This is a genomic window from Caballeronia sp. LZ019 (assembly GCF_031450825.1).
GTDB lineage: Bacteria > Pseudomonadota > Gammaproteobacteria > Burkholderiales > Burkholderiaceae > Caballeronia.
Window position 1 is genome coordinate 1,031,380 of record NZ_JARTVZ010000002.1, and the last position, 23,820, is coordinate 1,055,199.

General features: G+C 64.5%; 22 protein-coding genes. 10 read left to right on the forward strand and 12 right to left on the reverse strand.

Going from position 1 to position 23,820, the window contains the following annotated elements:
* Nucleotides 1-79 precede the first annotated feature (79 nt).
* Nucleotides 80-502, reverse strand: a complete 423-nt coding sequence (locus tag P9255_RS07815; protein WP_309766452.1) for a hypothetical protein — start codon at nt 500-502, stop codon at nt 80-82.
* 271 nt (nt 503-773) lie between these two features.
* Between P9255_RS07815 and P9255_RS07820 the strand changes: the two genes are divergently transcribed.
* On the forward strand, nt 774-2,012 hold the full coding sequence (locus P9255_RS07820; RefSeq protein ID WP_309766824.1) for an EAL domain-containing protein: 1,239 nt from the start codon (nt 774-776) through the stop codon (nt 2,010-2,012).
* Between the two features lie 15 nt (nt 2,013-2,027).
* On the opposite strand, the gene P9255_RS07825 is transcribed toward P9255_RS07820, so the two are convergent.
* The gene (locus P9255_RS07825) at nt 2,028-2,999 is read right to left on the reverse strand and encodes an alpha/beta fold hydrolase (protein WP_309766453.1); all 972 of its coding nucleotides are present in this window, start codon (nt 2,997-2,999) and stop codon (nt 2,028-2,030) included.
* 139 nt (nt 3,000-3,138) lie between these two features.
* Between P9255_RS07825 and P9255_RS07830 the strand changes: the two genes are divergently transcribed.
* Entirely contained in the window at nt 3,139-3,852 is a 714-nt protein-coding gene (locus P9255_RS07830) for a lysophospholipid acyltransferase family protein (RefSeq protein WP_309766455.1), read from the forward strand.
* Nucleotides 3,853-3,862: 10 nt separating this feature from the next.
* Here the strand turns inward: P9255_RS07830 and P9255_RS07835 are convergent, their stop codons facing one another.
* Together P9255_RS07835 and pcaQ are read right to left on the reverse strand one after the other, a co-directional pair.
* The gene (locus P9255_RS07835; protein WP_309789323.1) at nt 3,863-4,234 is read right to left on the reverse strand and encodes a response regulator; all 372 of its coding nucleotides are present in this window, start codon (nt 4,232-4,234) and stop codon (nt 3,863-3,865) included.
* A gap of 204 nt (nt 4,235-4,438) precedes the next feature.
* A complete protein-coding gene (pcaQ, locus tag P9255_RS07840; RefSeq protein ID WP_309789324.1) occupies nt 4,439-5,377 on the reverse strand; it encodes a pca operon transcription factor PcaQ in 939 nt (312 codons plus the stop codon).
* Nucleotides 5,378-5,489: 112 nt separating this feature from the next.
* Between pcaQ and pcaH the strand changes: the two genes are divergently transcribed.
* The 3 genes from pcaH (at nt 5,490) to P9255_RS07855 (ending at nt 7,200) form a co-directional block, all read left to right on the forward strand.
* Complete coding sequence (pcaH, locus tag P9255_RS07845) at nt 5,490-6,191, forward strand: protocatechuate 3,4-dioxygenase subunit beta (protein ID WP_309766458.1); 702 nt, start codon at nt 5,490-5,492, stop codon at nt 6,189-6,191.
* Nucleotides 6,192-6,195: 4 nt separating this feature from the next.
* Nucleotides 6,196-6,786, forward strand: a complete 591-nt coding sequence (gene pcaG, locus P9255_RS07850; RefSeq protein WP_309766459.1) for a protocatechuate 3,4-dioxygenase subunit alpha — start codon at nt 6,196-6,198, stop codon at nt 6,784-6,786.
* A 93-nt stretch (nt 6,787-6,879) separates the two neighbouring features.
* Nucleotides 6,880-7,200, forward strand: a complete 321-nt coding sequence (locus P9255_RS07855; RefSeq protein WP_309766460.1) for a DUF2288 domain-containing protein — start codon at nt 6,880-6,882, stop codon at nt 7,198-7,200.
* On the opposite strand, the gene P9255_RS07860 is transcribed toward P9255_RS07855, so the two are convergent.
* Nucleotides 7,197-8,279, reverse strand: a complete 1,083-nt coding sequence (locus P9255_RS07860; protein ID WP_309766462.1) for an AI-2E family transporter — start codon at nt 8,277-8,279, stop codon at nt 7,197-7,199. The two genes, P9255_RS07855 and P9255_RS07860, sit on opposite strands and share 4 nt — an antisense overlap.
* A 170-nt stretch (nt 8,280-8,449) precedes the next feature.
* On the opposite strand from P9255_RS07860, the gene P9255_RS07865 reads away from it, so the two are divergent.
* Nucleotides 8,450-8,974 (forward strand): OmpA family protein, encoded by a 525-nt coding sequence (locus tag P9255_RS07865; protein WP_309766464.1) that lies wholly within the window; start codon nt 8,450-8,452, stop codon nt 8,972-8,974.
* On the opposite strand, the gene P9255_RS07870 is transcribed toward P9255_RS07865, so the two are convergent.
* The 3 genes from P9255_RS07870 to P9255_RS07880 are packed head-to-tail and all read right to left on the reverse strand — an operon-like array spanning nt 8,971 to nt 13,817.
* Entirely contained in the window at nt 8,971-10,965 is a 1,995-nt protein-coding gene (locus tag P9255_RS07870) for an acetyl/propionyl/methylcrotonyl-CoA carboxylase subunit alpha (protein ID WP_309766466.1), read from the reverse strand. The two genes, P9255_RS07865 and P9255_RS07870, sit on opposite strands and share 4 nt — an antisense overlap.
* A 53-nt stretch (nt 10,966-11,018) precedes the next feature.
* Nucleotides 11,019-12,626, reverse strand: a complete 1,608-nt coding sequence (locus P9255_RS07875) for a carboxyl transferase domain-containing protein (RefSeq protein ID WP_309766468.1) — start codon at nt 12,624-12,626, stop codon at nt 11,019-11,021.
* A 9-nt stretch (nt 12,627-12,635) separates the two neighbouring features.
* Nucleotides 12,636-13,817, reverse strand: a complete 1,182-nt coding sequence (locus P9255_RS07880) for an isovaleryl-CoA dehydrogenase (RefSeq protein ID WP_309766470.1) — start codon at nt 13,815-13,817, stop codon at nt 12,636-12,638.
* A gap of 168 nt (nt 13,818-13,985) precedes the next feature.
* On the opposite strand from P9255_RS07880, the gene P9255_RS07885 reads away from it, so the two are divergent.
* Nucleotides 13,986-14,714 (forward strand): TetR/AcrR family transcriptional regulator, encoded by a 729-nt coding sequence (locus P9255_RS07885; protein ID WP_309766472.1) that lies wholly within the window; start codon nt 13,986-13,988, stop codon nt 14,712-14,714.
* Here P9255_RS07885 and P9255_RS07890 read toward each other — a convergent pair.
* Complete coding sequence (locus P9255_RS07890) at nt 14,704-15,600, reverse strand: ferritin-like domain-containing protein (RefSeq protein WP_309766474.1); 897 nt, start codon at nt 15,598-15,600, stop codon at nt 14,704-14,706. The two genes, P9255_RS07885 and P9255_RS07890, sit on opposite strands and share 11 nt — an antisense overlap.
* Before the next feature lie 443 nt (nt 15,601-16,043).
* Between P9255_RS07890 and P9255_RS07895 the strand changes: the two genes are divergently transcribed.
* On the forward strand, nt 16,044-16,835 hold the full coding sequence (locus P9255_RS07895) for an ABC transporter substrate-binding protein (protein WP_309766475.1): 792 nt from the start codon (nt 16,044-16,046) through the stop codon (nt 16,833-16,835).
* A gap of 240 nt (nt 16,836-17,075) precedes the next feature.
* The gene (locus P9255_RS07900; RefSeq protein ID WP_309766476.1) at nt 17,076-18,191 is read left to right on the forward strand and encodes a M14 family metallopeptidase; all 1,116 of its coding nucleotides are present in this window, start codon (nt 17,076-17,078) and stop codon (nt 18,189-18,191) included.
* Between the two features lie 6 nt (nt 18,192-18,197).
* On the opposite strand, the gene P9255_RS07905 is transcribed toward P9255_RS07900, so the two are convergent.
* Nucleotides 18,198-18,566 carry a nuclear transport factor 2 family protein gene (locus P9255_RS07905; RefSeq protein WP_309766477.1) on the reverse strand — a complete coding sequence of 123 codons (369 nt, stop codon included), beginning with the start codon at nt 18,564-18,566 and terminating at the stop codon, nt 18,198-18,200.
* A 269-nt stretch (nt 18,567-18,835) separates the two neighbouring features.
* Here P9255_RS07905 and P9255_RS07910 point away from each other — a divergent pair, with 269 nt between their 5' ends.
* Complete coding sequence (locus P9255_RS07910; RefSeq protein WP_309766479.1) at nt 18,836-20,008, forward strand: porin; 1,173 nt, start codon at nt 18,836-18,838, stop codon at nt 20,006-20,008.
* A 64-nt stretch (nt 20,009-20,072) separates the two neighbouring features.
* Here the strand turns inward: P9255_RS07910 and P9255_RS07915 are convergent, their stop codons facing one another.
* Nucleotides 20,073-21,716, reverse strand: a complete 1,644-nt coding sequence (locus P9255_RS07915) for a bifunctional aspartate transaminase/aspartate 4-decarboxylase (RefSeq protein WP_309766481.1) — start codon at nt 21,714-21,716, stop codon at nt 20,073-20,075.
* A gap of 65 nt (nt 21,717-21,781) precedes the next feature.
* A complete protein-coding gene (gene aspT, locus P9255_RS07920) occupies nt 21,782-23,473 on the reverse strand; it encodes an aspartate-alanine antiporter (protein ID WP_309766483.1) in 1,692 nt (563 codons plus the stop codon).
* Nucleotides 23,474-23,820: the final 347 nt, after the last annotated feature.

Here is a 23,820-nt window from a genome sequence, read left to right on the forward strand (position 1 = left end):
CGTGAACGGGCTTATCGTGCATACGCGAAGCACGGAAACCGCTTCCGCGCTTCGCACCGGCCGCCATGAACCGGCGATGTCAGTCTTCTTCGTCAAGCCAGGGAATGTCAACGTCGGTGATGAAGGCGACCATCGCAAGCGGCCGGCCTTCCTGCCGCCCGATATTGCCGTCCGCGCGCTGCCATTCGCAGCGAAAGACGGTGCCGGGGGTGTCGGCGAGCAAGGTGACGGTGCGGATCTCGTCCGGGTCGTTGTCCTCCACCGGCCCGTCGAGCGATATCAGCAATTGCTGCGGCCACACGCCGTCGGCGGGATCGTAGATCTTGTCGCCATCGTGGATGACGACGTGCGCCTCGACGCCGATCGTCGACGACGCCTCGACGATCATCTTGCCGAGCGCGCGCAGCACCGCCGTGGCGCGGCCCGAGTTGGCCTGGCGGATCGCGAGATCGCCGCGCGTCAGCGCCTGCTCGAGTTTGGGATTGGTTTTCTGTTGCGCCATCGATGTCTCTCTTGAAGTTCAACGCAGATTCGACGAGCCACGCGCGGCTCGAGTTGCAGCGCGATCGTATCACCGCATCTTAATAATAGGATGCACGAAGCGCGCCGCATAACCCGCTCAAGTTCGCCGCCAGCGGGCCGATAAACGAGTCATCGCCCTTCCATGCTCGCGTGCCTGCCGTGCTGCCGTTCATCGTCCCGTGTTGTGTCTCCTTCGACCGTCGGCCCGCGCCCGTGCGCCGTGCGCCGCGCCCGAGGATGCGTGCGTGCTGATGCCGGGCGACGCGGTCGTCGACGGCATCGCGCTTTCGACGCATCTTCAGCCGATCTACAGCCTTCCTCATCAACGGGCGATCGGCTATGAGGCGCTGTTGCGGGGGCGGGCGCAAGGCGCCGGCGACGGCCCGCTCATCGGCCCCTTTGACCTGTTCGCCCGCGCGATCGTCGCCGGGACGCTGACGGGACTCGATCGCATGAGCCATCTGACGCACCTGCGCAACGCGGCGAGACGCCTGCCTGCTGCGCACTGGCTCTTCGTCAACATGAATCCGGCCACCTTCACCGATGCCGGCTACGCAAAGGAACTGGCCGCGCGCACACGCGACGCCGGTCTCGCGCCCGAGCAGCTCGTGATCGAAGTGCTGGAGTCGGGCGGCACGGACGTCGAGCGCATCGCCAGTGCGACGCGCACGTTCCGCGCGCAGGGCTTTCTCGTCGCCGTCGACGATTTCGGCGCGGGCCACTCCAACATCGACCGGCTGCTCACGCTGCGGCCGGACATCGTCAAGCTCGACCGCAGTCTTGTGCGCGCGCAGAGCGCCCTGAAGCACGCCCCTCTGCGCGACGCTCTGATGCCGAAGCTCGTCGAACTCCTGCATCAGTCGGGCATGTTCGTGGTCGCGGAAGGCATCGAAACGCGCGACGACCTGCTCCTCGCGGCACGCTCCAACGTCGATTTCGTGCAGGGCTTCCTGTTCGGCAAGCCGTGCGAGGAACTCGCCCCGCACGGCGCGGCGACGCCGCTCATCGAAGACGCATTCGACATGCTCGCGCAGACGCGCCGCAACGAGCGCCTGGGCGCCGATCTGCTGCTGATGCCGTACCGCGCGAATCTATCGCAGGCTGCGCGACGGATCGCGGGCGGCGCGAGCATGGAAGCCGCGTGCGCCGAAATGCTCGCGCTGCCGAGCACGGTCGCCTGCTTCTTCCTCGATGAAGCCGGCCGCCAGTTCAGCCCGACGCTGCGGGGGGCGGGCGAAAGGCGGCACAGCAAGCGCTTCGCGCCGATCGCGGATGCATCGACCGGGCGCTGGGACAATCGAGGCTATTTCGTCGATGCCTGCGCGCGGCCGCAGCAGATCGTCACGAGCGCGCCGTATCTCTCGGTCACGGGGACGTCGCTGTGCGTGACGCTCACCATCGCGACGCGGCGCGGCGACCGCACGATCGTCGTCGGTGCGGATCTCGACTGGCGGCGTCTTTCGGACACCGCGCCGACGCTCTTGCCCTGAACGCGCTCCGCCGCGTCACGTCTTGCGGATCAGACCGGACAGCGCTCGAGCGCCGGCTTGCAGCGCCGCCAGGTTGCCCGGTTCGAAGGTCCAATGCCCCGCGCCGCCAATCACGGCCAGTTCTGCGCCCGGCCAGTGCGCGGCCAGCTCGACGGCCTGATCCGCCGTGCAGACCATGTCGAAGCGGCCATGCACGATGCGGCACGGCAGATGCGCGATGCGCGCGACGAGCGGCAAGAGCGGCGGCGGCGGCAACTCGTTCGCCATGTAGTGACGCTCGAGCAGCGCCATCGAAACGGCGGCGGCATTCGCCTCGGCGCTCGGGCGCTTGTCGGCGTCAGCGGGTTCCGTCGCCGGCTTGTTGACGACCGAGAGCGTCGTCTCGTAAAGAGTCCACGCACGCGCGAGCTGCGCCCCGGCTTCGTCGAAGCGCGCGAGCGGCGCTTCGGTCATCGTCAGGATGTCCTGCCCGCTCGCCGGTCGCTTGCCGCACGCCGCCTCGATCGCATCGAGAAACGCGCGATGCGCCTCCGGAAACACGCGGCGCGCGTCCCACAGGAACCAGTCGATATCCTCGCGCCGCGCGAGAAACACGCCGCGCAGCAGAAAGCCCGTGCACCGCTCCGGATGCGCGACGCCGTATGCGAGCCCGAGCGTCGTGCCCCACGAGCCGCCGAAAATCGCCCATCGTTCGATGTCGAGCGCTTCACGCAGCTTCTCCATGTCGCCGACGAGCGCATCGAGGCCGTTGTGTTCGAGCTTGCCGAACGGCCTCGACTTGCCGCAGCCGCGCTGGTCGAAGAAGACGACGCGCCATGCTTCCGGTTCGAGCACGTCGGCCCACTTCACGTTCATCGCGCCGCCGGGGCCGCCGTGCACGACGAGCATCGCGGGCGCGTCGCGCGGGCCTTGCGCGCGCCAGTAGATCGAATGGCCATCGCCTGCGTCGAGCATGCCTTCGTCGAAATTCACCGGCTGTTGATCCATCGCACGCGTTCTCCATGAATGTTCCGTGCAGTCATTGTTGCATCACGCGGTCAGCCGCGCATGAAAGCTCCCGAAAGACCGATACGCTATGCTTGCGGATTCCTCGCGTCCATCATTCACATTTTCATTGCCAAGCCCGATGCGCCGCACCCTCGTCAAGTGGCTGTTTGCCACCTACCTGCTCGGCAGCGGCACCGTCTGGTCGATCCTGATCCTGCCGCTCTTTCCGTTCGTCGGCCGCAACGGCCGCTACCGGCTCGCAAGGCTGTGGTGCCGCGCGATGGTCGCGATGATGCGCGTCATCGCCGGCGTGACCACGTCGGTCGAAGGGCTGGAGCATTTGCCGAACGGACCGTTCATCATCCTGAGCCGCCATGAATCGACGTGGGAGACACTCGCTTTCATGGCGCTGTTCCCGCGCCGCATCAGCTTCGTGTTCAAGCGCGAGCTGATGAACATTCCGTTCTTCGGCTGGGTGCTGCGCGGGCTTGACATGGTTCATCTCGATCGCGGCTCGATCCGGCAGGCGCACCAGGCGGTCACGCGCGAATGCGCGGCGCGTTTGAAAAAGGGCGATGCAGTCGTGATCTTTCCCGAAGGCACGCGCGTCGCGCACGATGCCCCGCTCAAGCTCGCGTCGGGCGGCGTGCGGCTCGCCTGCGCGACGAAAGTGCCGGTGGTGCCGGTCGTCCATGACGCAGGGAAGGTCTGGCCCGCGAAGGGCTGGCCCGATCGCGGCGGCCATATCCGCGTGATCGTCACGCCGGCGCTGCCGCTCGAATGCGATATCCCGCAGGAATTGAACCGGCTCGCGCAGGCGCAAATGGACGAAGCGCTGGCCGTGCTGCGCTAAGGCAAAGGCGTCAGTAGAGCGGCCGCTTCTTGGCCGCGCACAGCCGGTTGACCGCCGCCACGAGCGTGCCGAAGTCCACCGGCTTGCGCAGATAGCCGTCGTAGCTGACGAACGCCGGCGGATTCGGATGCCCCGAGATCATCAGAAAAGGAATGTGGGCGAGCGCCGCGTCGTTCTTCATCGTCTGGCAGAGCAGCGCGCCGCCGAGTCCGGGCATCATCCAGTCGGACACCACGATATCCACCGCCTGCTCGCCCAGTATCGATAACGCGCCGTTGCCGTCCGCCGCGCACAGAACGTTGCAATCCTCGCCCTGCATGCAGAGGGACCAGGCTTCGATGGTGGCGGGGTCGTCGTTGACGAGCAGTACGGTCTTCATCATGCAAACGGGGCGGGCGCGGTTGGGAGCGGACAGGAACGGCGGGCAACGTGCGATGTGACCGGGAACGGTTGCTCTCGTTGCCGCTTTGCGTGCTTTCGCTGCCTTTCGTCATAGTATTGTGTTCGCGCCAAACTTGCGCGGTAAATGCTGCCTGAGCAAGCCGCGGGCCGCAGACGGGCGTCGGTCAATTGCTCGCGCGGCTTGCTACTTGGTCGCGGCGCGCGAGCGGCCCGCTTCCCGGATCGCATCGACGAGCGATTCCTCCACCGGCGTGCGCGCCGCGTCGTTGCGCCGGATCAGGCCGATGGGCTCGTCTGTTCCGGCGAAGGGCATCGGCAACGCGGCGAGCAGCCCGAGCGCGATGTCGTGCTCGACCGCGCCGGCCGGCACGAACCACACCGCGTCGTCGTGAAGCGCGAGCGAGCGCCCGAGCGATACCGACAGCGTTTCGACCAGCGCCGTCAACGCGTGTGCGCCGAACGCCGTCAGCACGCTTTCCGCGGACTGGCGGATGAGCGTGCCGAACGGCGGCACGACGATCGCGAAGCGCGCGAGCAGCGCGGGCGTCAGCGGCGTTTCGAACACGAGCGGATGATCGCGTCGCACGACGACCGCAAGCGGCTCCCGATAGATCTGCTCGAACGACAGCCCGTGCATCGCCTCCGGTTCGGACAGCCGCCCGACGACGAGAGCGACATCGCCCGCCTTGAGCTTGTCCAGCAGCGACGCGTTGGAATCGGTCGCGACAGACAGCGAGATCGCGGGCCACTGTTGCCGGAAAGCAGCGAAGGCGGGCGGCAGCAGCGCATTGGCCACGGTCGGCAACACGCCGATCGACACCGCGCCCGGCACGTCGCCACGCTCGCGCAGCAGCATGTTGACGCCCTCGCGCAGCGACGCGACACAGGCGCTCGCGTGCGGTGCGAACAGCCGGCCTTCGCGCGTCGGAACCGCGCCGCGCCGGCCACGCTCGAAGAGGCGCACGCCTAGAATGGATTCGAGTTCGCCGATCGTCTTCGATACCGCCGGCTGCGTGATCGACAGGCTGTCCGCCGCGCGCTGCACGCTGCCCAGTTGCGTGACGGCAAGAAAGCACTGCAGGTGACGGAACTTGACGCGCGTATTGGTGAAGTCGTTATCCATGACGAGGCGTTATGTATCGGCGCACAAAACATCATTTTCCATAACCCGATGCGTTCGATAAAGTAGCCGCCAGAAATATCCTATTCACGTCACAACATCAGGAGACAGTGACATGACGTCCCCCATCCTCACGCCGCGCGACTGGGCATCCCATCCGCCGTATCTGTCGCCGGGCTACCGCTCGTCGGTTTCGCGCAGCCCGTCGCTGCCGCTGATCCCGTTGAAGGAGAACCTGCGCAATCGCCGCGTGCCGGTCTACGGCGCAGACGATCTCGGCGCACTCGACAACGACCTCACGCGCAACGCAGCGAAGAACGGGGAACCGCTCGGCGAGCGCATCATCGTGACGGGGCGCGTGCTCGACGAGGGCGGCCGTCCCGTTCGCAACACGCTCGTGGAAGTCTGGCAGGCGAACGCCGCCGGGCGCTATGTCCACAAGAACGATCAGCACGACGCGCCGCTCGATCCGAACTTCCTCGGCGCCGGCCGCTGCCTGACGGACAACGAAGGCCGCTATCGCTTCATGACGATCAAGCCGGGCGCGTACCCGTGGGGCAATCACCCGAACGCGTGGCGTCCGAACCATATCCACTTCTCGCTGTTCGGCGAGTACTTCGGCTCGCGGCTCGTCACGCAGATGTACTTCCCCGGCGATCCGCTGCTCGAACTCGATCCCATCTATCAGGGCATTCCCGAGCACGCGCGGCAACGGCTCGTGTCGCGCTTCTCGATCGACACGACGCAGGAAAACTACGCGCTCGGCTACGAATTCGACATCGTGCTGCGCGGCCCGGACCAGACCCCGACGGAGTGAAGACATGACGACCCTCAAGCAAACGCCCTCGCAAACCGTCGGACCGTACTTCGCCTACGGCCTCGTGCCGGAGCAGTACAACTTCGATCTGAAGAGCCTCTTCACGGCGTCCGCGGCGGATCGCGAAGTGCCGGGCGAGCACATCGCCATCGTCGGCAACGTGTACGACGCGGAAGGCAAGCCGATCGGCGACGCGCTGATCGAAGTGATGCAGGCGGACTCGAACGGCCGCTACGTGCAGAGTCCGGAAGAAGCGCGCGAGACGGGATTCCGCGGCTTCGCGCGCGTCGGCACCGGCACGGACCCCAAGCTGCGCTTCGTCGTCGATACGGTGAAGCCCGGCAAGACCGATGACGACTCCGCGCCGCATCTCGACATCATCGTGCTGATGCGCGGCATGCTGCTGCACACCTACACGCGCCTCTATTTCGACGACGAAACCGAAGCCAATGCGAAGGACACCGTGCTGCAGAGCGTGCCCGCCGAGCGCCGCCACACGCTGATCGCGAAGCGCGAAGTGCATACCGGGGCGACGGTGTATCGCTTCGATATTCATCTGCGCGGCCCGAACGAGACCGTGTTCTTCGATCTCTGAGCCTGATCGCTGCACCGCGATGAACGAAGGCGTCCGGCACTGCGCTATAGTGTCGGACGCCTTCGTTTTTATCGCAATCCCGTTATTTCCGTTATGACCGACGCCGCCAATCCCAGCCCGCTCTATGTCAAGCTCCTTGCCGAAACCGCGCAGATCGGCTGGTCGGAACTCGAGCGTTTCTTCGCGAAGGGCGTGCTGATCTGGGTGAAAGGCGATCTCGATCTCGTGAGCGTGGCCGAAGCCGTCGCCAGCGACGATACGAAACAGGTCACGCAATGGCTGTCCGCGGGACTGATCGAGCGCGTGCAGGCCGGAACCGCCGCCGATCTCGCCGCGCGTGATCCGGAGCTGTGGGCGGTCGTGGTGTCGCCGTGGGTGTGCGTGCAGGAACGCGGAACAGGCGCAAGCAACTAGGCTCGCACCCAGTCGGTCCACAGCACGACGAGAATCGTCATCAGCGCCGGGCCGATGAACAGGCCGATCAGCCCGAACGTCTCCGCGCCGCCCAGAATTCCGAACAGCACGAGCAGAAACGGCAGGCGCGTCGAGCCGCCGATCAGCACCGGCCGCACGAAGTGCTCGGCCACGAACGCCACGACCAGTCCGAAGACCGCGACGCCGATGGCCGCCGCCATCGAGCCATGCGCGAGCAGCCAGAGCGCCGCGCCGAGAAAGACGATCGGCGCGCAGAACGGCAGCATCGCCGCAACGGCCGTCAGCATGCCGAGCAGCGTCGCGTGCGGCACGCCTGTCACCGCATAGGCGACACCTAGCAGCGCGCCCTCTCCGAGTCCCACCACCACGAGCCCCACGACGGTGCTGCGCACGGCATCGGCCATGCGCTGCATCAGCGCCGCGCCATCCGCGCCGAATGCGCGGCTCGACCCGGCGAGCATCTGACGGCCGAGCTTCGCGCCCGCCTGGAAGATGAAGAAAAGCGTCATCAGCATGAAGCCGAAGGTGACGAAGCCATGCACGACGCGACCGCCGAAATGCCGCGTCATCGCGACGAACGTCGCCCCGTGCAGGCTCTTTACCGCCGGCGACGATTCGAGCGGCGTCGCGAGATTGTCCTGCCACCAGCGCGCGGCCTGCTGGGAGCCCATCGGCAGATGCTCGATGAACGCGGGCATCGGAATGCCGGTTCTCAGCACGTCGTGGAACCAGCGCATCGTGTCGTGCGCCTCATCGAGCGTCTGCGCCGCGACGATGCCGAACGGCACGACGAACAGCAAGCCGATTGCAAGCGTCAGCAGGACGGCAAGCAGCGTATGCCGCTGCCTGAAGACCGGCCGGCGTTCAAGCCAGCCGAACGCGGGCCACAGCGCGATGGCGATCACCACCGCCCATACGACAGCCGGGATGAAGGTGCGCGCCGTATAGAGCGCGATGAGCACGAGCACCGCATAAAGCGCCGCCGATGCCGCGCGCTGGAGCTTGCGCGTGCGATCGGCTGCGTCGGATGCGGCCTCGTTGCGCGATGGAATCGCCATGAAAGGGAGCCTTTGAGGGAATCGACTGAAAGCGAAGCGATAGCGCCGCCTGCATTGTAAGCGCACGGTTCATTCCACTTCGCACTCGCCGTCATTGCACCGTTCTTTACAACGCAACGGTATGTTCTCCCTATAATCGCGAGTCGGGCATCAACGCAAGGAATCCTGGAATGTTGGGCAAAGGCTTGGTGGCAATTGGAGCATGCACGTCGATCGCGCTGCTGGCTGGCTGTACGACGAAACTCAACCGGTCGGACGAAGAGAAGCTCAACGCGCAATACGGCATCACGATGCAGACGGTCAAGGGCGGCGTTGAAATGCGCCTGCCTGAAGTCGCGCTGTTCGATAGCGACGAGGCAGCCATCCGCCAGGGCAGCCTGCCCGCGCTGGACCGCGCCGCAACGGTGCTCAAGCGCAGCATGCGGCCGGTGCTGATCGAAGGCCATACCGACAACGACGGCCCGCTCGCCTACAACCAAAGCCTTTCGGAAGCGCGCGCCGAAGCGGTCGCGCGCGCGCTGATCGCGCGCGGCGTGCCGGCCGAGCGCCTGACGACCAAGGGCATGGCTTATCTGCGGCCCATCGCCAGCAACGACACGCCGCAGGGGCGCGCAGCGAATCGCCGCGTCGAGATTCTCATTCGCGCCGAAAGTGCGGACACCCTGCTCGGACCGCAGCCGAAGAAGAAGCGCTAATTTCCTTCCGTTTCCAGCACGAGCAACTGGGAACCGTCGGTGACCTGATCGCCGACATCGAACAGAATCTCGCCGATTTTCCCCGTTGCGGGCGCGACGATCGTGTGCTCCATCTTCATCGCTTCCATCACGATCAGCGGCGCGCCCTTTTCCACCGACGCCCCCGGCTGCACCAGCACGGCGATGACCTTGCCGGGCATCGGCGCGGTCAGTCGGCCTTCGTGCTCGGCGTCGCCCGCGTGGGCCATCAGGTTCTGCCATTCGAACGCGAACGCGGCGCCTTCGAGGAACACGTGGAAAACGTCGCCGTCGATGAAAACGTGGCCTTTGATGAGCGCATCGTCGAGTTGAACGCTGAAGGCCGTTTCCCCGCGATGCGACCAATCGAAGCGCGCGCTCTCGCCGCTCAGTTGCAGACGCTTCTCGCCGTTCTTCGTGAAGACGGCCTTCAACGTTTCATCCGATGCCGCCGCGCGCCAGTTCAGATCCTGACTGTAGCCGCCCGACATGCGCCAGTGCGACAGCGCATCCCACGGCGAATGGCCGTGCGCCTCGCCGCCCTCGCGCGTGAGCAATGCAGCGCAGGCGAGCGCGAGCGCCTTGTCGCGCGATACCGGTGAAGCCGCGAAGAGCGCATCGTGATGACGCTCGATCAGGCCGGTATCGAGTTCGCCCCCCGAGAACGGCTCGCTCTTCACGATCCGCTGCAGGAACTCCACGTTCGTATGCAATCCGACGATCTCGCACTGCGCGAGCGCGCGCGCCATGCGCGCGAGGGCGTCGCGGCGGTCGCGACCGTGCACGATCAGCTTCGCGATCATCGGATCGTAGAACGGCGTGATCGCGTCGCCCTCGCGCACGCCGCTATCGATGCGCACGTGACCATCGATTCCGAACTCCACCGCATCCGGCAACGCGAGGTGCCTGAGCGTGCCCGTCGATGGCAAAAAGCCGCGCGACGGATTCTCGGCATAGACGCGGGCCTCGATTGCATGACCATCGACGCGCAGATCGTGCTGCTGCAAAGGCAACGGCTCGCCGGCCGCCACGCGCAATTGCCATTCGACGAGATCGAGGCCGGTCACCATCTCCGTCACCGGATGCTCGACCTGCAGGCGCGTGTTCATCTCCATGAAGTAGAACTGGCCGTCCTGCGTCATGATGAATTCGACCGTGCCCGCGCCGACGTAATTCACTGCGCGCGCCGCCGCGACGGCGGCTTCGCCCATCGCACGGCGGGTTTCATCGGAGAGGCCGGGCGCGGGCGCTTCTTCCAGCACCTTCTGATGGCGGCGCTGCACGGAGCAATCGCGGTCGAACAGATAGACGGCGTTGCCGTGCTTGTCCGCAAACACCTGAACTTCGACGTGCCTCGGCCGCAGCAGATACTTTTCGATCAGCACGCGATCGTTGCCGAAGCTCGACGCCGCCTCGCGCTTGCACGAAGCCAGCGCCTGCGTGAAGTCCTCGCTTCGTTCGACGACGCGCATGCCCTTGCCGCCGCCGCCCGCACTGGCCTTCAACAGCACCGGATAGCCGATGCGGTCGGCTTCGCGCTGCAACAGATCGGGCGATTGATCGTCGCCGTGATAGCCCGGCACGAGCGGCACCGATGCCGATTGCATCAGCGCCTTGGCTGCGGCCTTGGACCCCATCGCGCGAATGGCTTCCACGGGCGGCCCGATGAACACCAGTCCGGTTTCCTCGCACGCGTTGGCGAACGCTTCGTTTTCCGAAAGAAATCCGTAACCGGGATGCACGGCCTGCGCGCCGGTTCGCTTCGCTGCCTCGACGATGCGCTCGATGCGCAGATAACTCTCCGACGCCGCCGATCCGCCGACGTGCACCGCTTCGTCGCAGACATCGACGTGCTTGGCTTTCGCATCGGCATCCGAATAAACCGCCACGCTGCCGACGTTCAGGCGCTTCGCAGTCGCCGCCACGCGGCATGCGATTTCGCCGCGGTTCGCTATGAGTATTTTGTTGAACATGGCTTTGCTCTGTAGGAGACAGGAGTAAGGCGCGAAAGCGCCCACTCGTGTCGTCACATCCGGAATACGCCGAAGCGCGTGTCTTCGATAGGCGCGTTCATCGTCGCGGCGAGGCCGAGGCCCAGCACGTCGCGCGTTTGCGCGGGATCGATGACGCCGTCGTCCCAGAGGCGCGCGCTCGCATAGTACGGATGACCCTGCACCTCGTATTGATCGCGGATAGGCGCCTTGAACGCTTCCTCATCCTCCTTCGACCACGTGCCGCCCTTCTTCTCGATGCCGTCGCGCCGCACCGTCGCGAGCACGGAGGCCGCCTGCTCGCCGCCCATCACCGAAATGCGCGCGTTGGGCCACATCCACAGAAAGCGCGGCGAATATGCGCGACCGCACATGCCGTAATTGCCCGCGCCGAACGAACCGCCGATGATCACCGTGAACTTCGGCACCTTGGCCGTCGCGACCGCCGTGACCATCTTCGCGCCGTTGCGCGCGATGCCTTCGTTTTCGTACTTGCGCCCGACCATGAAGCCCGTGATGTTCTGCAGGAACACGAGTGGAATCTTGCGTTGCGCGCATAGTTCGATGAAATGCGCGCCCTTCAACGCCGACTCGCTGAAGAGGATGCCGTTGTTCGCAACGATGCCGACCGGGTGCCCCCAGATATGCGCGAATCCGCACACGAGCGTGGCGCCGTAGCGCGCCTTGAATTCGTCGAAAGCGGAATCGTCGACGATGCGCGCGATCACTTCTCGCACATCGAAGGGCTTGCGGGTATCGACGGGAATGACGCCGTACACGCTTTGCGGGTCGTAACGCGGCGGCAGCGGCTCCTTCAATGCGAGCGGCGCTTGCTTCACGCGATTCAGATTGCCGACGATGCTGCGCGCGATGCCGAGCGCATGGGCATCGTTCTGCGCGAGATGATCGACGACGCCCGACAGGCGCGTATGCACATCGCCGCCGCCGAGGTCTTCCGCGCTGACTTCCTCGCCCGTTGCGGCCTTCACCAAGGGCGGGCCGCCCAGAAAAATCGTGCCCTGGTTCTTTACGATGATCGATTCATCGCTCATCGCGGGTACATACGCGCCGCCCGCGGTGCACGATCCCATCACCACCGCGATCTGCGCGATGCCCTGCGCCGACATGTTCGCCTGGTTGTAGAAAATGCGGCCGAAGTGATCGCGGTCGGGAAAGACATCGTCCTGATTCGGCAGGTTCGCGCCGCCCGAATCGACGAGATACACGCACGGCAAGCGGTTCTGCTCGGCGATTTCCTGCGCGCGCAGATGCTTCTTCACCGTGACGGGATAGTAGGTGCCGCCCTTGACGGTCGCGTCGTTGCAGACGATCACGCACTCCTGCCCCGCGATGCGCCCGATGCCGGTGATGATGCCCGCGCCCGGCGCTTCGTCGTTGTACATGCCGTAGGCCGCGAGCTGCGACAGCTCGAGAAACGGCGTGCCCGGATCGAGCAGTTGCGCGATGCGATCGCGCGGCAAGAGCTTGTTGCGCGACAGATGCTTGTCGCGCGCCGCCGGCCCGCCGCCTTCCGCGATTTTCGCGACCTTGTCTTTCAGGTCCGCGACGAGCGCATCAAGGGCCGCCGCGTTCGCGCGGAACTCTTCGCTGCGCGGATTCAGTTTCGATTCGATGATCGCCATGTCGCGCCCTCACGCCGTCTCGGCGAACAGTTCACGGCCGATCAGCATGCGGCGAATCTCGCTCGTGCCCGCGCCGATTTCGTAGAGCTTCGCATCGCGCCAGAGACGGCCCACCGGATACTCGTTGATATAGCCGTTGCCGCCGAGAATCTGGATCGCTTCGCCGGCCATCCATGTGGCTTTTTCCGCGGTGTAGAGGATGACGCCAGCGCAGTCCTTGCGCACGCGGCGCACATGTTCGGCGCCGATGGTGTCGAGCTGGCGGCCGACCGCGTACACATAGGCGCGGCACGCCTGCAGCGTCGAATACATGTCCGCGACCTTGCCTTGAATCAGTTGGAACTCGCCGATCGGCTGCCCGAACTGCTTGCGATCGTGGATATACGGCACGACCGCGTCCATGCACGCGAGCATGATGCCGGTCGGTCCGCCCGCGAGCACGGCGCGTTCGTAGTCGAGGCCGCTCATCAGCACTTTCGCGCCGCCGTCCAACGCGCCGAGAATGTTCTCCTTCGGCACTTCGACGTTCTCGAACACGAGTTCGCCGGTATGCGAGCCGCGCATGCCGAGCTTGTCGAGCTTCTGCGCGACGGAAAAGCCCTTCATGCCCTTCTCGACGATAAACGCGGTAATGCCCTTCGCGCCCGCTTCGATGCTGGTCTTCGCATAGACGACGAGCGTGTCGCAGTCCGGGCCGTTGGTGATCCACATTTTCGTGCCGTTGAGCACGTAGTGATCGCCCTTTTCGTCGGCGCGCAGCTTCATGCTGACGACGTCCGAACCGGCGTTCGGTTCGCTCATCGCGAGTGCGCCGACGTGTTCGCCGGACACGAGCTTCGGCAGGTATTTGCGCTTCTGCGCTTCGGTTCCATTGCGATGAATCTGGTTGACGCACAGATTCGAATGCGCGCCATACGACAAGCCGACCGACGCCGATGCCCGCGAAATCTCTTCCATCGCGATCATGTGCGCGGTGTACCCCATGTTCGCGCCGCCGTATTCTTCCGAAACGGTCATGCCGAGCACGCCGAGATCGCCGAATTTCTTCCAGAGGTCCATCGGGAACTGGTCGGTGCGATCGATTTCGCCGGCGCGCGGCGCGATTTCCTTCGAGGCGAAGTTGGCGAGCGTATCGCGCAACATGTCGATGTCTTCGCCCAGCGCGAAGTCGAGGCCGGGTACGGTGCTCATGGGGTGTCTCCTCCAGATGCGATGTTGTCGGCGCGCCGCTGCATGAGTCTGACTCACAGCGGACGATCAGCCGCAGAATGCGCCAATTTCACGCTCAAATCGCCTAGCCGTCAATAGGTTTTTGAGCTACGCTCACATTTACTCCGCTTCTGCTTCCGGGCGACCTTCATGTCCACACACTCGACCTCCACCGGCCGCCGCACGCCTGCCGGCGTGAAATCTCAGCAACGCGTGCGCGAGATTCTGCAAGCCGGCCGCGATGTCTTTGCCGAGAAGGGTTATGACGCCGCGACGACCGCCGAGATCGCGCAGCGCGCGGGCATTTCCGAGGCGACTGTGTTCAGTTATTTCAGCGGAAAGCGGGAACTGTGCGCGCGCGTGATCGCGGACTGGTATGACGAGATCATCGATGCCTTCGAAAGCGGCTTGCCGCGTGAAGGCTCGGTTCGGCAGCAGTTCGCGTTCATCGTGAGGACGCATTTGCGCCTGATGCTCGTGAACGGCACGGGACTGTGCTCGCTGGTGCTGTCGGAGGGGCGCACGAAGCAGCACGACCTGTCGGATACGCTGACGGAACTGCAGCGCCGATACACCGCGCCGCTGATGGATGTGCTCGCGCGCGGGCAGTCGCTTGGGCACGTGCGCGCGGATGTGCCGCTGCGACTGTTGCGCTCGCTGGTTTTCGGGCCGATGGAACACGTGTTGTGGGACGCGACGCTGCCGAAGCGCCGGCTGAGCCAGAGTCAGATCGATACGACAGCGGACGAGCTCATCGAGGTGCTGTGGGCGGCGTTGCAGCCGCCGGATGCACAACTGGCTGCGCTCGTGCAGTTTCGGCAGGAGGTGGAGGATGCGTCGCGGCGGTTCGAGGAAAGCAGGAAGCCCGCTACTTCTTGACGAACCGCCTGACCCACCGCGCCAACCTCGGCACCGTACCCGGCCGAAGCAGCCGCGCGTCATACCCGCCCATGCGCCGGTCGTTCTCGGCGAGGCAAAGATCGATCAACGCCCCGACCGACACATCCCCCGCGACGGAATCCCCCACATTCGCCGGGAAATTGGCATCCTGCGCCGCGCCGCTATTGTCGAATCCGCGCGCAAGCGATATGCGGTCGCGAATCAGCGAAAGCCACACGCCCGCCGTCTTCAGCATGAATCCCGGCTTGCGATACCACGGCAGACTCCGCCGATACCACGCCACCCAGTTCGCGAAGAACAGGATGTGCCGCGCTTCCTCCTGAATGACCGGCTCGAACGTTTCGACCAGCGCCTCCGGAAAATAACCCGACCGGCGCGCGGCTTCGAACAGCCCGAACGCGAAAAAGCTGTCGATGCACTCGCTATACCCGGTCAGCATCCACGCGCGCAGCGCATCGTCGGGAGCGGGATACGGCGGCTCCGGCGCGAGCGCGATGCCGTAAGCCTCCACCAGCTTCGACAGCACGATCTTGTGCCGCGCCTCCTCGCCGCCGTTCATCTGCAACGCATCGCGCAAAAGCGGATCGGCGACGCTCGCCGCGTACGTCGCCACGCGAATCGACGCGCGCCCTTCCGTCTGGACCGCGATGTCCCAGATCGGCAGCGACGTCACGCGCTTGAGCGCCGCCGCATCCAGCTTCGGCCAGTCGATGACGGCGGGTTTATACGGGTTGTGCGTCGTCAGCAGCATTTCGCAAAACATGCGCTTGTGCTCATCGGACCCGACCGGAATGGCGCCTTCCGGTCGATAGGTCCAGTTGCGCATCGCATGATCTGCTTCCACCGGAGTGAGCGTGTCGGACATATTCGAATAGTGGGCGGCTATTGGGAACGACCTGCGGATTCTGGCACACGGGACGCTCCGGCGCAGCAAACCGCACGCCGCACGCTCAGGGGCGCATCCTAACCGCCCAGTTAATTGCCGATACGCAGCAATACCGACCGATGCCCCGCTCCGGGCCAGCGAAAAAGGCGCATCCGGAACCAAGGAGCGCGGCGAATCATCGAGAAATTAGGAAATAAGCACTTGTCTTTAAGCGAGGAAATGTTCTAAAGCACCGCTATCCGTGCTTTCACTAGGTCCCGTACTATTTTGGCTTGGTAACCTTCTGCCGATTCTGCGCGGACACGATCCGCCGAATGCCCGCCGTCCGGCGCTCCGAGCGATCACGACCGATCCGCGCCGGCGCCGGCCGCACCCGAACCGAGACCTTTCGGGCTGAACCGACCATCCTTTGGAGTTAACAAGTGAAGAAACTGCTTGCCGCCTTGTCGATGTCCCTTCTCGCCGCCACGTCGTTCACCGCCGTCACGGCTCACGCCAAGGACTATTCGACGATCCGCTTCGGCGTCGACGCAAGCTATCCCCCGTTCGAATCGAAGGGCTCGGACGGCAAGCTGGTCGGCTTCGACATCGATCTCGGCAACGAAATCTGCGCGCGCCTGAAGGCCAAGTGCGTGTGGATCGAAAACGACTTCGACGGCATGATCCCGGCGCTCAAGGCGAAGAAGTTCGACGGCGTCCTCTCGTCGATGTCGATGACCCCGCAACGCGCCGAGCAGATCGCTTTCTCGAGCAAGCTCTTCAACACGCCGACGCGCCTCGTCGCGAAGAAGGGCAGCAACATCATGCCGACGGCTGAAAGCCTGAAGGGCAAGAACGTCGGCGTCGAACAGGGCACCATCCAGGAAACCTACGCGAAGACCTATTGGGCGCCGAAGGGCGTGACGGTCACGCCGTATCAGAACCAGGACCAGGTTTACGCCGACCTGACCTCGGGCCGTCTCGACGCCGCGCTGCAGGACGCGGTTCAGGCCGACCTCGGTTTCCTGAAGACGCCGCGCGGCGCGGGCTACGACTTCGCGGGCAAGGATCTCGTCGATGCGAAGATCCTCGGCAACGGCGCGGGCATCGGTCTGCGCAAGGAAGACACCGATCTGAAGGCGAAGATCGACAAGGCGATCGCCGATATCATCAAGGACGGCACGTACAAGAAGCTCGAGAAGAAGTACTTCGACTTCGACGTGTACGGCGGCTGATCGCTTCGCAGCCAGCTTGGTCGACGGGCTCCGCGCTTCACTGCGCGGAGCCTTTTTCGTTTCCGGCGGTCAAGCCGGCCGGCGCGGGGCGCGCGAGCGCCGGCCTCCCGTGCTGCCGATTTCGGCTAAGATCGAACGTCCGAGGCAGCGCCGGCGGACAGAGACACCGCGGCGCGGGACTCGTCCGGTTCAGTAACCTACAGAGGCAAGACCTCGCGCACTCGCGTGCGCGCGCACACTATGCAGACTAGAACTCATCAACTGATCTCGCCGACGCTCGGCACCTCCCGCAGCATCACGAGTTTTCATTACGGCCCCGGCGGCGGACAGAAAATCTATATTCAATCGTCGCTGCATGCGGACGAATTGCCCGGCATGCTGGTCGCCTGGAAGCTGCGCCGCCAGCTCGCCGCATTCGAAGCCGCAGGCAAGCTGCGCGGCGAAGTCGTGATCGTGCCGGTGCCGAATCCGATCGGCCTGAGCCAGTTCCTGCACGGCAATCTGCTCGGCCGTTTCGAGACCAACAGCGGCCACAACTTCAACCGCAATTTCTACGATCTCGCCGCGCTGATCGGCCCGCGCATCGAGGCCCGGCTCTCGAACGACGCCGATGCAAACCGGCTCGCCGTGCGCGCCGCGATGAAGGAAGCGCTCGACGAGCAGACGCCGCGCACCGAGCTCGAATCGCAACGCCTCGCGCTGCAGAAGCTCTCCTATGACGCCGATGTCGTGCTCGATCTGCACTGCGACCTCGACGCCGCGCTGCACCTGTACACGAACCCGGACATCTGGGACGAAGTCGAGCCGCTCGCGCGTTATCTGGATGCGAAGGCGTCGCTGCTCGCGCTGAATTCGGTCGGCAATCCGTTCGACGAGATTCACAGTTTCTGCTGGTCGGACCTGCGCGCGCGCTTCGGCGAACGCTTCCCGATTCCGAACGGCGGAATCTCGGTGACGGTCGAACTGCGCAGCCAGCACGACGTATCGCACGAACTCGGCGACAAGGACGCGCAGGCCATCGTCAATTATCTGATCCATCGCGGGGTGATCGATGCGCCCGCCGTCGAGCAACCTCCGCTCGCCTATCCCGCGACGCCGCTTGCGGGCGCCGAGCCGATCGTCGCGCCCGTGTCCGGCGTGCTCGTGTTTCGCGCGCAAGTCGGCGCGTACATCGATGCGGGCGAAGTCATCGCCGATGTCATCGATCCGCTCTCCGACACCGTCACCACGCTCAAATGCACGACTTCCGGCGTGATGTACGCGCGGCAGATCATGCGCTTCGCGTCGGCGGGGCTGGAGGTCGCGCGCATCGCGGGAGCGAAGGCTTATCGCACGGGCTCGCTGCTGTCGGCCTAGGCGGGATCAGAAAGCCACGAGACCGCACTGGGCGGCCACGACACGCCAGCCGCCGGCGGTCTCTCCCCACGTTCGCGTGTAGCGCAGGCTGCCCGCGAACGGCGCACCGGCGAACGTGCCGGAAAGCGCCACGCGCGTCACCGTCACCGCGAACGCACCATGCACGCGGACGCTCTGCTCCTCCACATCGAGCCTGTCGATACGCTGCACGCCATAGCGATGGCCATTGAGGTCGTCGGCTTTGGTCCACACCTTGCCAGTGGCGTCGACGAAACTGAGGTCATCGGCCAATAGCGCGTCGAGCGCCTTGACGTCCGACGACAGCATCGCCTGCCTGAGCTGCTCTTCCAGTTCGCGGATTCCTTTTTCGTCCATGATCTCGCTCGCGGTAATCGAACCGCAAGGATACCGCGCGCGTGCGTGCTCACATCCGAAGGGCATCCGCCAGCCCCGTTGCACACGCGATACAGCCGGCGCCGGCTGCCACGCTGTCACATTTCTTTCTTCAGCGATCGCTACATTTGCGCCCGTCGCCGCCATGCGCCATTCCGAGCGCAACGCGCCGCGACGCGCGCTGCTTGCATAGCTGACCGCAACACGCTGCCGCGCGACCACACACCGCGAACTCACTCACGGAGCTTGTTTTGAAGAAGAATCTTTTGGCAGCCGCCGCGCTCGCCGCATTCGCCTGCATCGCGACGTCCGCTCATGCGCAAAGCAGCGTGACGCTGTACGGCATCATCGACGCCGGTATCAGCTACGCCAACAACAGCGCGACGCGCACCGGCAGCGATCATCTGTTCAAGTACGACGACGGCGTGGCGCAGGGCAGCCGCTGGGGCCTGCGCGGCGCGGAAGATCTGGGCGGTGGCCTGAAGGCGATCTTCGTGCTGGAGAACGGCTTCAACAGCGGCACCGGCGCGCTCGGCCAGGGCGGCGCGGAGTTCGGCCGTCAGGCGTATGTCGGCGTCTCGAAGAACGACATCGGCTCCGTGACCTTCGGCCGTCAATACTCGTTCTCGACCGACTACCTCGGCTCGGCCTATTCGATCGGCGGACAGACCGTCGCGGGCAACTACGCGTATCACATCAACGACGTCGATCAGCTCACGTCGAGCCGCATCAACAACGCAGTGAAGTTCAGCAGCGCGAGCTTCTACGGCGTGACCTTCGGCGCGATGTACGGCTTCTCGAATCAGGCCGGCGCGTTCGCCGGTGCGCCGAACACGACGGCAGGCGCCACGACGGTCGCGGGTTCGTCGCGCGCATACAGCTTCGGGCTGAACTACAAGGCGGGTCCGTTCGGCATCGGCGCGGCCTATACCGACATCCGCTTCCCCGGTGCGGCGACGCCCGCGTTCAGCACGACCATCGCGAACATCGCGACGGGCGGCGCGAAGGACCTGCGCACGTTCGGCGTCGGCGCGAACTATGCATTCGGCGCAGCGACGGTGTTCGGCCTGTGGACGAACACGCGCTTCGAACCGGTCGCGGGCAACAGCTCGAAGTTCAATGCGTATGAAATCGGCGGCAAGTACGCGGTCACGCCGGCCTTCACCGCGGGCCTCGGCTACACGTACATGAACCTGTCGGATGCATTCCAGGGCCACTGGCATCAGATCGATGCGAGCGCCGACTATGCGCTCAGCAAGCGCACCGATGTCTACGCGCTCGCGATCTACCAGAAGGCGTCAGGCGCGAACCGCGGCGTTGAGAATCAGGCGCAGATCGGCTCCGCGTCGAGCTACTTCGGCACGTCGGGCGCGGGTGAAAACAACCAGCTCGCGTTCCGCATCGGCGTGCGTCACAAGTTCTGATCGCGCGCTGAACCACGCATGAAAAACGGGCCGCGCAGGCGGCCCGCTCTCGTTCGGATGCGCGTTACTTGCCCTTCTTGCCGTTGCTCTCCGCCTCGTATTGCGCGAGGCGCTCGTTCATCAGCTTGCGGATCGCGCGGCCGATCTGCATGTAGTCGCTCTCGTTGAGATTGGCGAGCGACACGCGTCCCGACGGATGCTGCGTGCCGAAGCCGCGCCCCGGCAACAGCACGACGCGCGCTTCCTTCGCGAGCCTGAAGAGCAGTTCGGAAGGCTGCGTGTTCTTCAACATCCACTCGACATACTCGCGTCCGTGCATGCGCTCGCCGATGTATTCCGCATCGAGGATCGTGTAGTAATCGACGAGATTCTTGTCGTCGTCCTCGAGCGGAATGCCGAGCTCGCGATACAGCGCCTGCTTGCGGCTGCGAATGAGGCGCTTCAACGCGTTCTTGTACGCGTCGGGCGTGTCCATCAGCGAGAAGAGCGAGAAGAGGACCATCTGCACCTGCTGCGGCGTCGAGAGACCCGCCGTGTGATTCAGCGCGACGGTGCGGCTGTCCGCCACCAGACGGTCGATGAACTTCAGCTTGTCCGGCTCCGTCGTGATCGATTCATAGCGCTCATGCAGGATCGCCTTCTGCTCCTCGGGAAGCGCGGCCAGTTGCTCGTCGAAAATGTTCTCCCGATGCGTCGCGATGGTCCCGAGCCGCCAGCCGGTCGCACCGAAATACTTCGAATACGAATAGACGAGAATGGTGTTCTTCGGGCATAGCGCGAAGAGCGAGACGAAGTCATCGGCGAAGGTGCCGTACACGTCGTCGGTCAGGAGGATAAGGTCAGGCCTTTCCTTCACGATCTCCGCGATGTACGCGAGGCTTTCGTCGTCCATTTTGACGGACGGCGGATTGCTCGGGTTCACGAGGAAGAACGCCTTGACCTTCGGATCGCGCAACTTGTCCAGCTCCTCCTTCGAGTATTGCCAGCCTCGCGCGACATCCGCGTCGAGATTCACCACTTCCAGCTTGTAGTCGTTGAGACGCGGAATCTCGATGTACGGCGTGAAGATCGGGACGCCGAGCGCGATGGTATCGCCCGGCTTGATGAGGAAGTTCTCGCGCATCGTATTGAAGATGTACGTCATCGCCGCCGTGCCGCCTTCCACCGCGAAGATGTCGAACTCGCCGACGAACGGATGCTTGCCGATCATCTCGCGCCGCAAATACTGCCCGACGATTACTTCGGATAACTTAAGCATCCTGTCGGGCACGGGATAATTCGACGCCAGAATGCCTTCGCACATCTCATAGAGAAAGTCGCCGGCGTTGAGGCCGAGCTGATCGCGGACATACGATACCGCGCCGAACAGGAAGTCGATGCCGGGCGTGCCCTTGTTTTCACGCGCGAAAATCTCGAAGCGCTCTTCGAGCCCTTCGTGCTTCGGAAAACCGCCGATGCCTTCCGGCATGTAGGCGAAGGAGCGCTCCGACTCGCGCATCGCGAAGAGGCCGAGCTGCCAGAAACCGTGACGCGGAATCGTCGCGAGGAAATTCGGATTGCCGCGCCCCGCGTTGAGCATGGCGACATTGGCCGGGCGCTCGACCACGCCGCCGCCTGCTGCCTTGATGAGTTCGTCCTTGAGTTCGAACGGGCTGAGCGAAGCCATCGCGGCGCGATCGTCGGAACCGGACTTAGAGGACTTTGACATCCAACACCCCCAGAATAGAGCAATCAAACGGGAAGGAAAACACGAGAGGCGGAAGTGCCGCGCCCTCAGGTCAGAAGCATCACCATGACCATCCCCCAGATCGTCAGCAGCGTATTGCCGACTGCATAGGTGACGGTGTAGCCGAGACCCGGAACCTGGCTCTTCGCGGCATCGCAGATCATGCCGAGCGCCGCGGTCGTCGTGCGCGCGCCCGCGCAGATGCCGAGCAGAATCGCGGGATGAAACTTGAACACGTACTTGGCGATATACATGCCGAGGATGAGCGGCACCGACGACGCGAAAATGCCCCATAAAAACAGGCTCACGCCGAGCTTTTGCAGGCCCGCGACGAAGCCCGGCCCCGCCGAAATGCCGACCACCGCGATGAACACGTTCAGCCCGACCGAGTTCATGAACCAGATCGTCGGCGACGGAATGCGGCCGAACGTCGGATGTATCGCGCGAAGCCAGCCGAATACGATGCCCGCGATCAGCGCGCCGCCCGCCGTCGACAGCGTGATCGGAATCGCGCCGAAGCGGACGACGATCGCGCCGATCAGCGCGCCCAGCGTGATGGCGAGGCCGACGAACGCCATGTCCGCCGCGTCGCTCGGCCGGTCGATGACGCCGACCGCATTCGCCACCGCGGTCGTATCCTGCGTGCGGCCGACGATCGTCACCGTGTCGCCGCGATACAGCTTCGTGCTCGGCAGCACCGGAATCGGCGTCTCGGTGGCGCCGCGCTTGATCTTGCGGATGAACACGCCGCGCGCGCCCGGCATCTGCGCCAGTTCGGCAAGCGTCTTGCCTTCGATCCGCTTGTCGGTCAAATAGATATCGACGCCCTCGACCGGCACCGACAGCAGTTCCGCATCGTCCACTTCGGTCGCGCCGCCGAGCAGATCGACGAGATGCTCGCGCCGTCCGACGATCGCGACGACATCGCCCGGCTGCAGCACGTCTTCGAGCTTCGCCTCCTGGATCGCGCCATTGCGGCGAATTCGCTCGATGAAGAGGCGTGCGCCGCTCGGGACCATCGCTTCCGCTTGTCCGACCGTCATGCCGGCGGCCCGCCCTTCTTCCGCCACGCGATACGCACGCAGCGCGAACTGATGCCAGCCCGAACCCGCGCCGCCGAGTTCAGCCGATCCGCCGCCGAGTTGCTTCTCATAGTCCTTGCATGCCGCGACGAGATCGATGTTCAGCAGCTTCGGCCCGAGCATCGCGAGAATCACCGCCGAGCCGATCGTGCCGTAGATATACGTGACGGCGTAGGCCGTGGGCATCGCATCGAGCAGCGCCTTGGTTTCGGCGGGCGGAAGGCCGAGCCGGTTGATGGCGTCGGTGGCGAGACCCATGGATGCGGATATGGTCTGCGATCCGGCGAAAAGCCCTGCCGCCGATCCGATGTCGTAGCCCGCCATTTTGGCGGCGGCATACGGCGCGGCAAGACAAAGCACACATTGAATGACGGAGAACAGCGCTTGCGGCAAGCCGTCCTTCGCAATGCCGCGAACGAATTGCGGACCGACGCCATAACCCACGGCGAAGAGGAACATCAGAAAGAAGACCGCCTTCACGTTCGATGAAATCGTGATGCCAAGCTGCCCGATGGCGATGGCCGCGAGCAGCGTCGCTGTCACGGCGCCCAGGCTGAAGCCCTTGAAGCTCTTGCCGCCGACCCAATACCCGATACCCAGTGACAGGAAGATGGCAATTTCCGGGTACGCGCGCAGCGTTTGCGTGATCCACGACATATGCGCTCCTTTGCGCGATGATTCGCGACCGTTACGTGCCGTGCCGGCACGAAATGAAGGTAGAGGACGAGCAGGCTGACAGACGCGCCGCCATCGGTGCCGGCGGGTCGGGCGCGTCCACGAAATGTTGACGATGCGTTGGATCGTTTCATCGAACCAATCCCGGCATGCAACGGTTGAGCGTATTGATGCCGATGCGTCGCCCAATTTCTTAAGCAATGCATGCAGCAGCGGATTGGAGTCACCAATACACTAGTTTTGATGCGCGGTAGAGTCGAAATTCGATAATTTCGATGGGCGTGCCGCATGGGCGCTATTGTTGCGCGGCGCGGGAGGTAAGTATTGCT

What these genes read in the sequence shown, in the direction of transcription:
- aspT (WP_309766483.1), bottom strand. Translation starts at nt 23,473, where the DNA reads ATGTCGTGGATCACGCAAACGCTGCGCGCGTACCCGGAAATTGCCATC.
- P9255_RS07905 (WP_309766477.1), bottom strand. Translation starts at nt 18,566, where the DNA reads ATGGACGAAAAAGGAATCCGCGAACTGGAAGAGCAGCTCAGGCAGGCG.
- P9255_RS07855 (WP_309766460.1), top strand. Translation starts at nt 6,880, where the DNA reads ATGACCGACGCCGCCAATCCCAGCCCGCTCTATGTCAAGCTCCTTGCC.
- pcaG (WP_309766459.1), top strand. Translation starts at nt 6,196, where the DNA reads ATGACGACCCTCAAGCAAACGCCCTCGCAAACCGTCGGACCGTACTTC.
- P9255_RS07880 (WP_309766470.1), bottom strand. Translation starts at nt 13,817, where the DNA reads ATGAGCACCGTACCCGGCCTCGACTTCGCGCTGGGCGAAGACATCGAC.
- pcaQ (WP_309789324.1), bottom strand. Translation starts at nt 5,377, where the DNA reads ATGGATAACGACTTCACCAATACGCGCGTCAAGTTCCGTCACCTGCAG.
- P9255_RS07825 (WP_309766453.1), bottom strand. Translation starts at nt 2,999, where the DNA reads ATGGATCAACAGCCGGTGAATTTCGACGAAGGCATGCTCGACGCAGGC.
- P9255_RS07885 (WP_309766472.1), top strand. Translation starts at nt 13,986, where the DNA reads ATGTCCACACACTCGACCTCCACCGGCCGCCGCACGCCTGCCGGCGTG.
- P9255_RS07860 (WP_309766462.1), bottom strand. Translation starts at nt 8,279, where the DNA reads ATGGCGATTCCATCGCGCAACGAGGCCGCATCCGACGCAGCCGATCGC.
- P9255_RS07915 (WP_309766481.1), bottom strand. Translation starts at nt 21,716, where the DNA reads ATGTCAAAGTCCTCTAAGTCCGGTTCCGACGATCGCGCCGCGATGGCT.
- P9255_RS07875 (WP_309766468.1), bottom strand. Translation starts at nt 12,626, where the DNA reads ATGGCGATCATCGAATCGAAACTGAATCCGCGCAGCGAAGAGTTCCGC.
- P9255_RS07865 (WP_309766464.1), top strand. Translation starts at nt 8,450, where the DNA reads ATGTTGGGCAAAGGCTTGGTGGCAATTGGAGCATGCACGTCGATCGCG.
- pcaH (WP_309766458.1), top strand. Translation starts at nt 5,490, where the DNA reads ATGACGTCCCCCATCCTCACGCCGCGCGACTGGGCATCCCATCCGCCG.
- P9255_RS07900 (WP_309766476.1), top strand. Translation starts at nt 17,076, where the DNA reads ATGCAGACTAGAACTCATCAACTGATCTCGCCGACGCTCGGCACCTCC.
- P9255_RS07890 (WP_309766474.1), bottom strand. Translation starts at nt 15,600, where the DNA reads ATGTCCGACACGCTCACTCCGGTGGAAGCAGATCATGCGATGCGCAAC.
- P9255_RS07815 (WP_309766452.1), bottom strand. Translation starts at nt 502, where the DNA reads ATGGCGCAACAGAAAACCAATCCCAAACTCGAGCAGGCGCTGACGCGC.
- P9255_RS07830 (WP_309766455.1), top strand. Translation starts at nt 3,139, where the DNA reads ATGCGCCGCACCCTCGTCAAGTGGCTGTTTGCCACCTACCTGCTCGGC.
- P9255_RS07820 (WP_309766824.1), top strand. Translation starts at nt 774, where the DNA reads ATGCCGGGCGACGCGGTCGTCGACGGCATCGCGCTTTCGACGCATCTT.
- P9255_RS07835 (WP_309789323.1), bottom strand. Translation starts at nt 4,234, where the DNA reads ATGATGAAGACCGTACTGCTCGTCAACGACGACCCCGCCACCATCGAA.
- P9255_RS07870 (WP_309766466.1), bottom strand. Translation starts at nt 10,965, where the DNA reads ATGTTCAACAAAATACTCATAGCGAACCGCGGCGAAATCGCATGCCGC.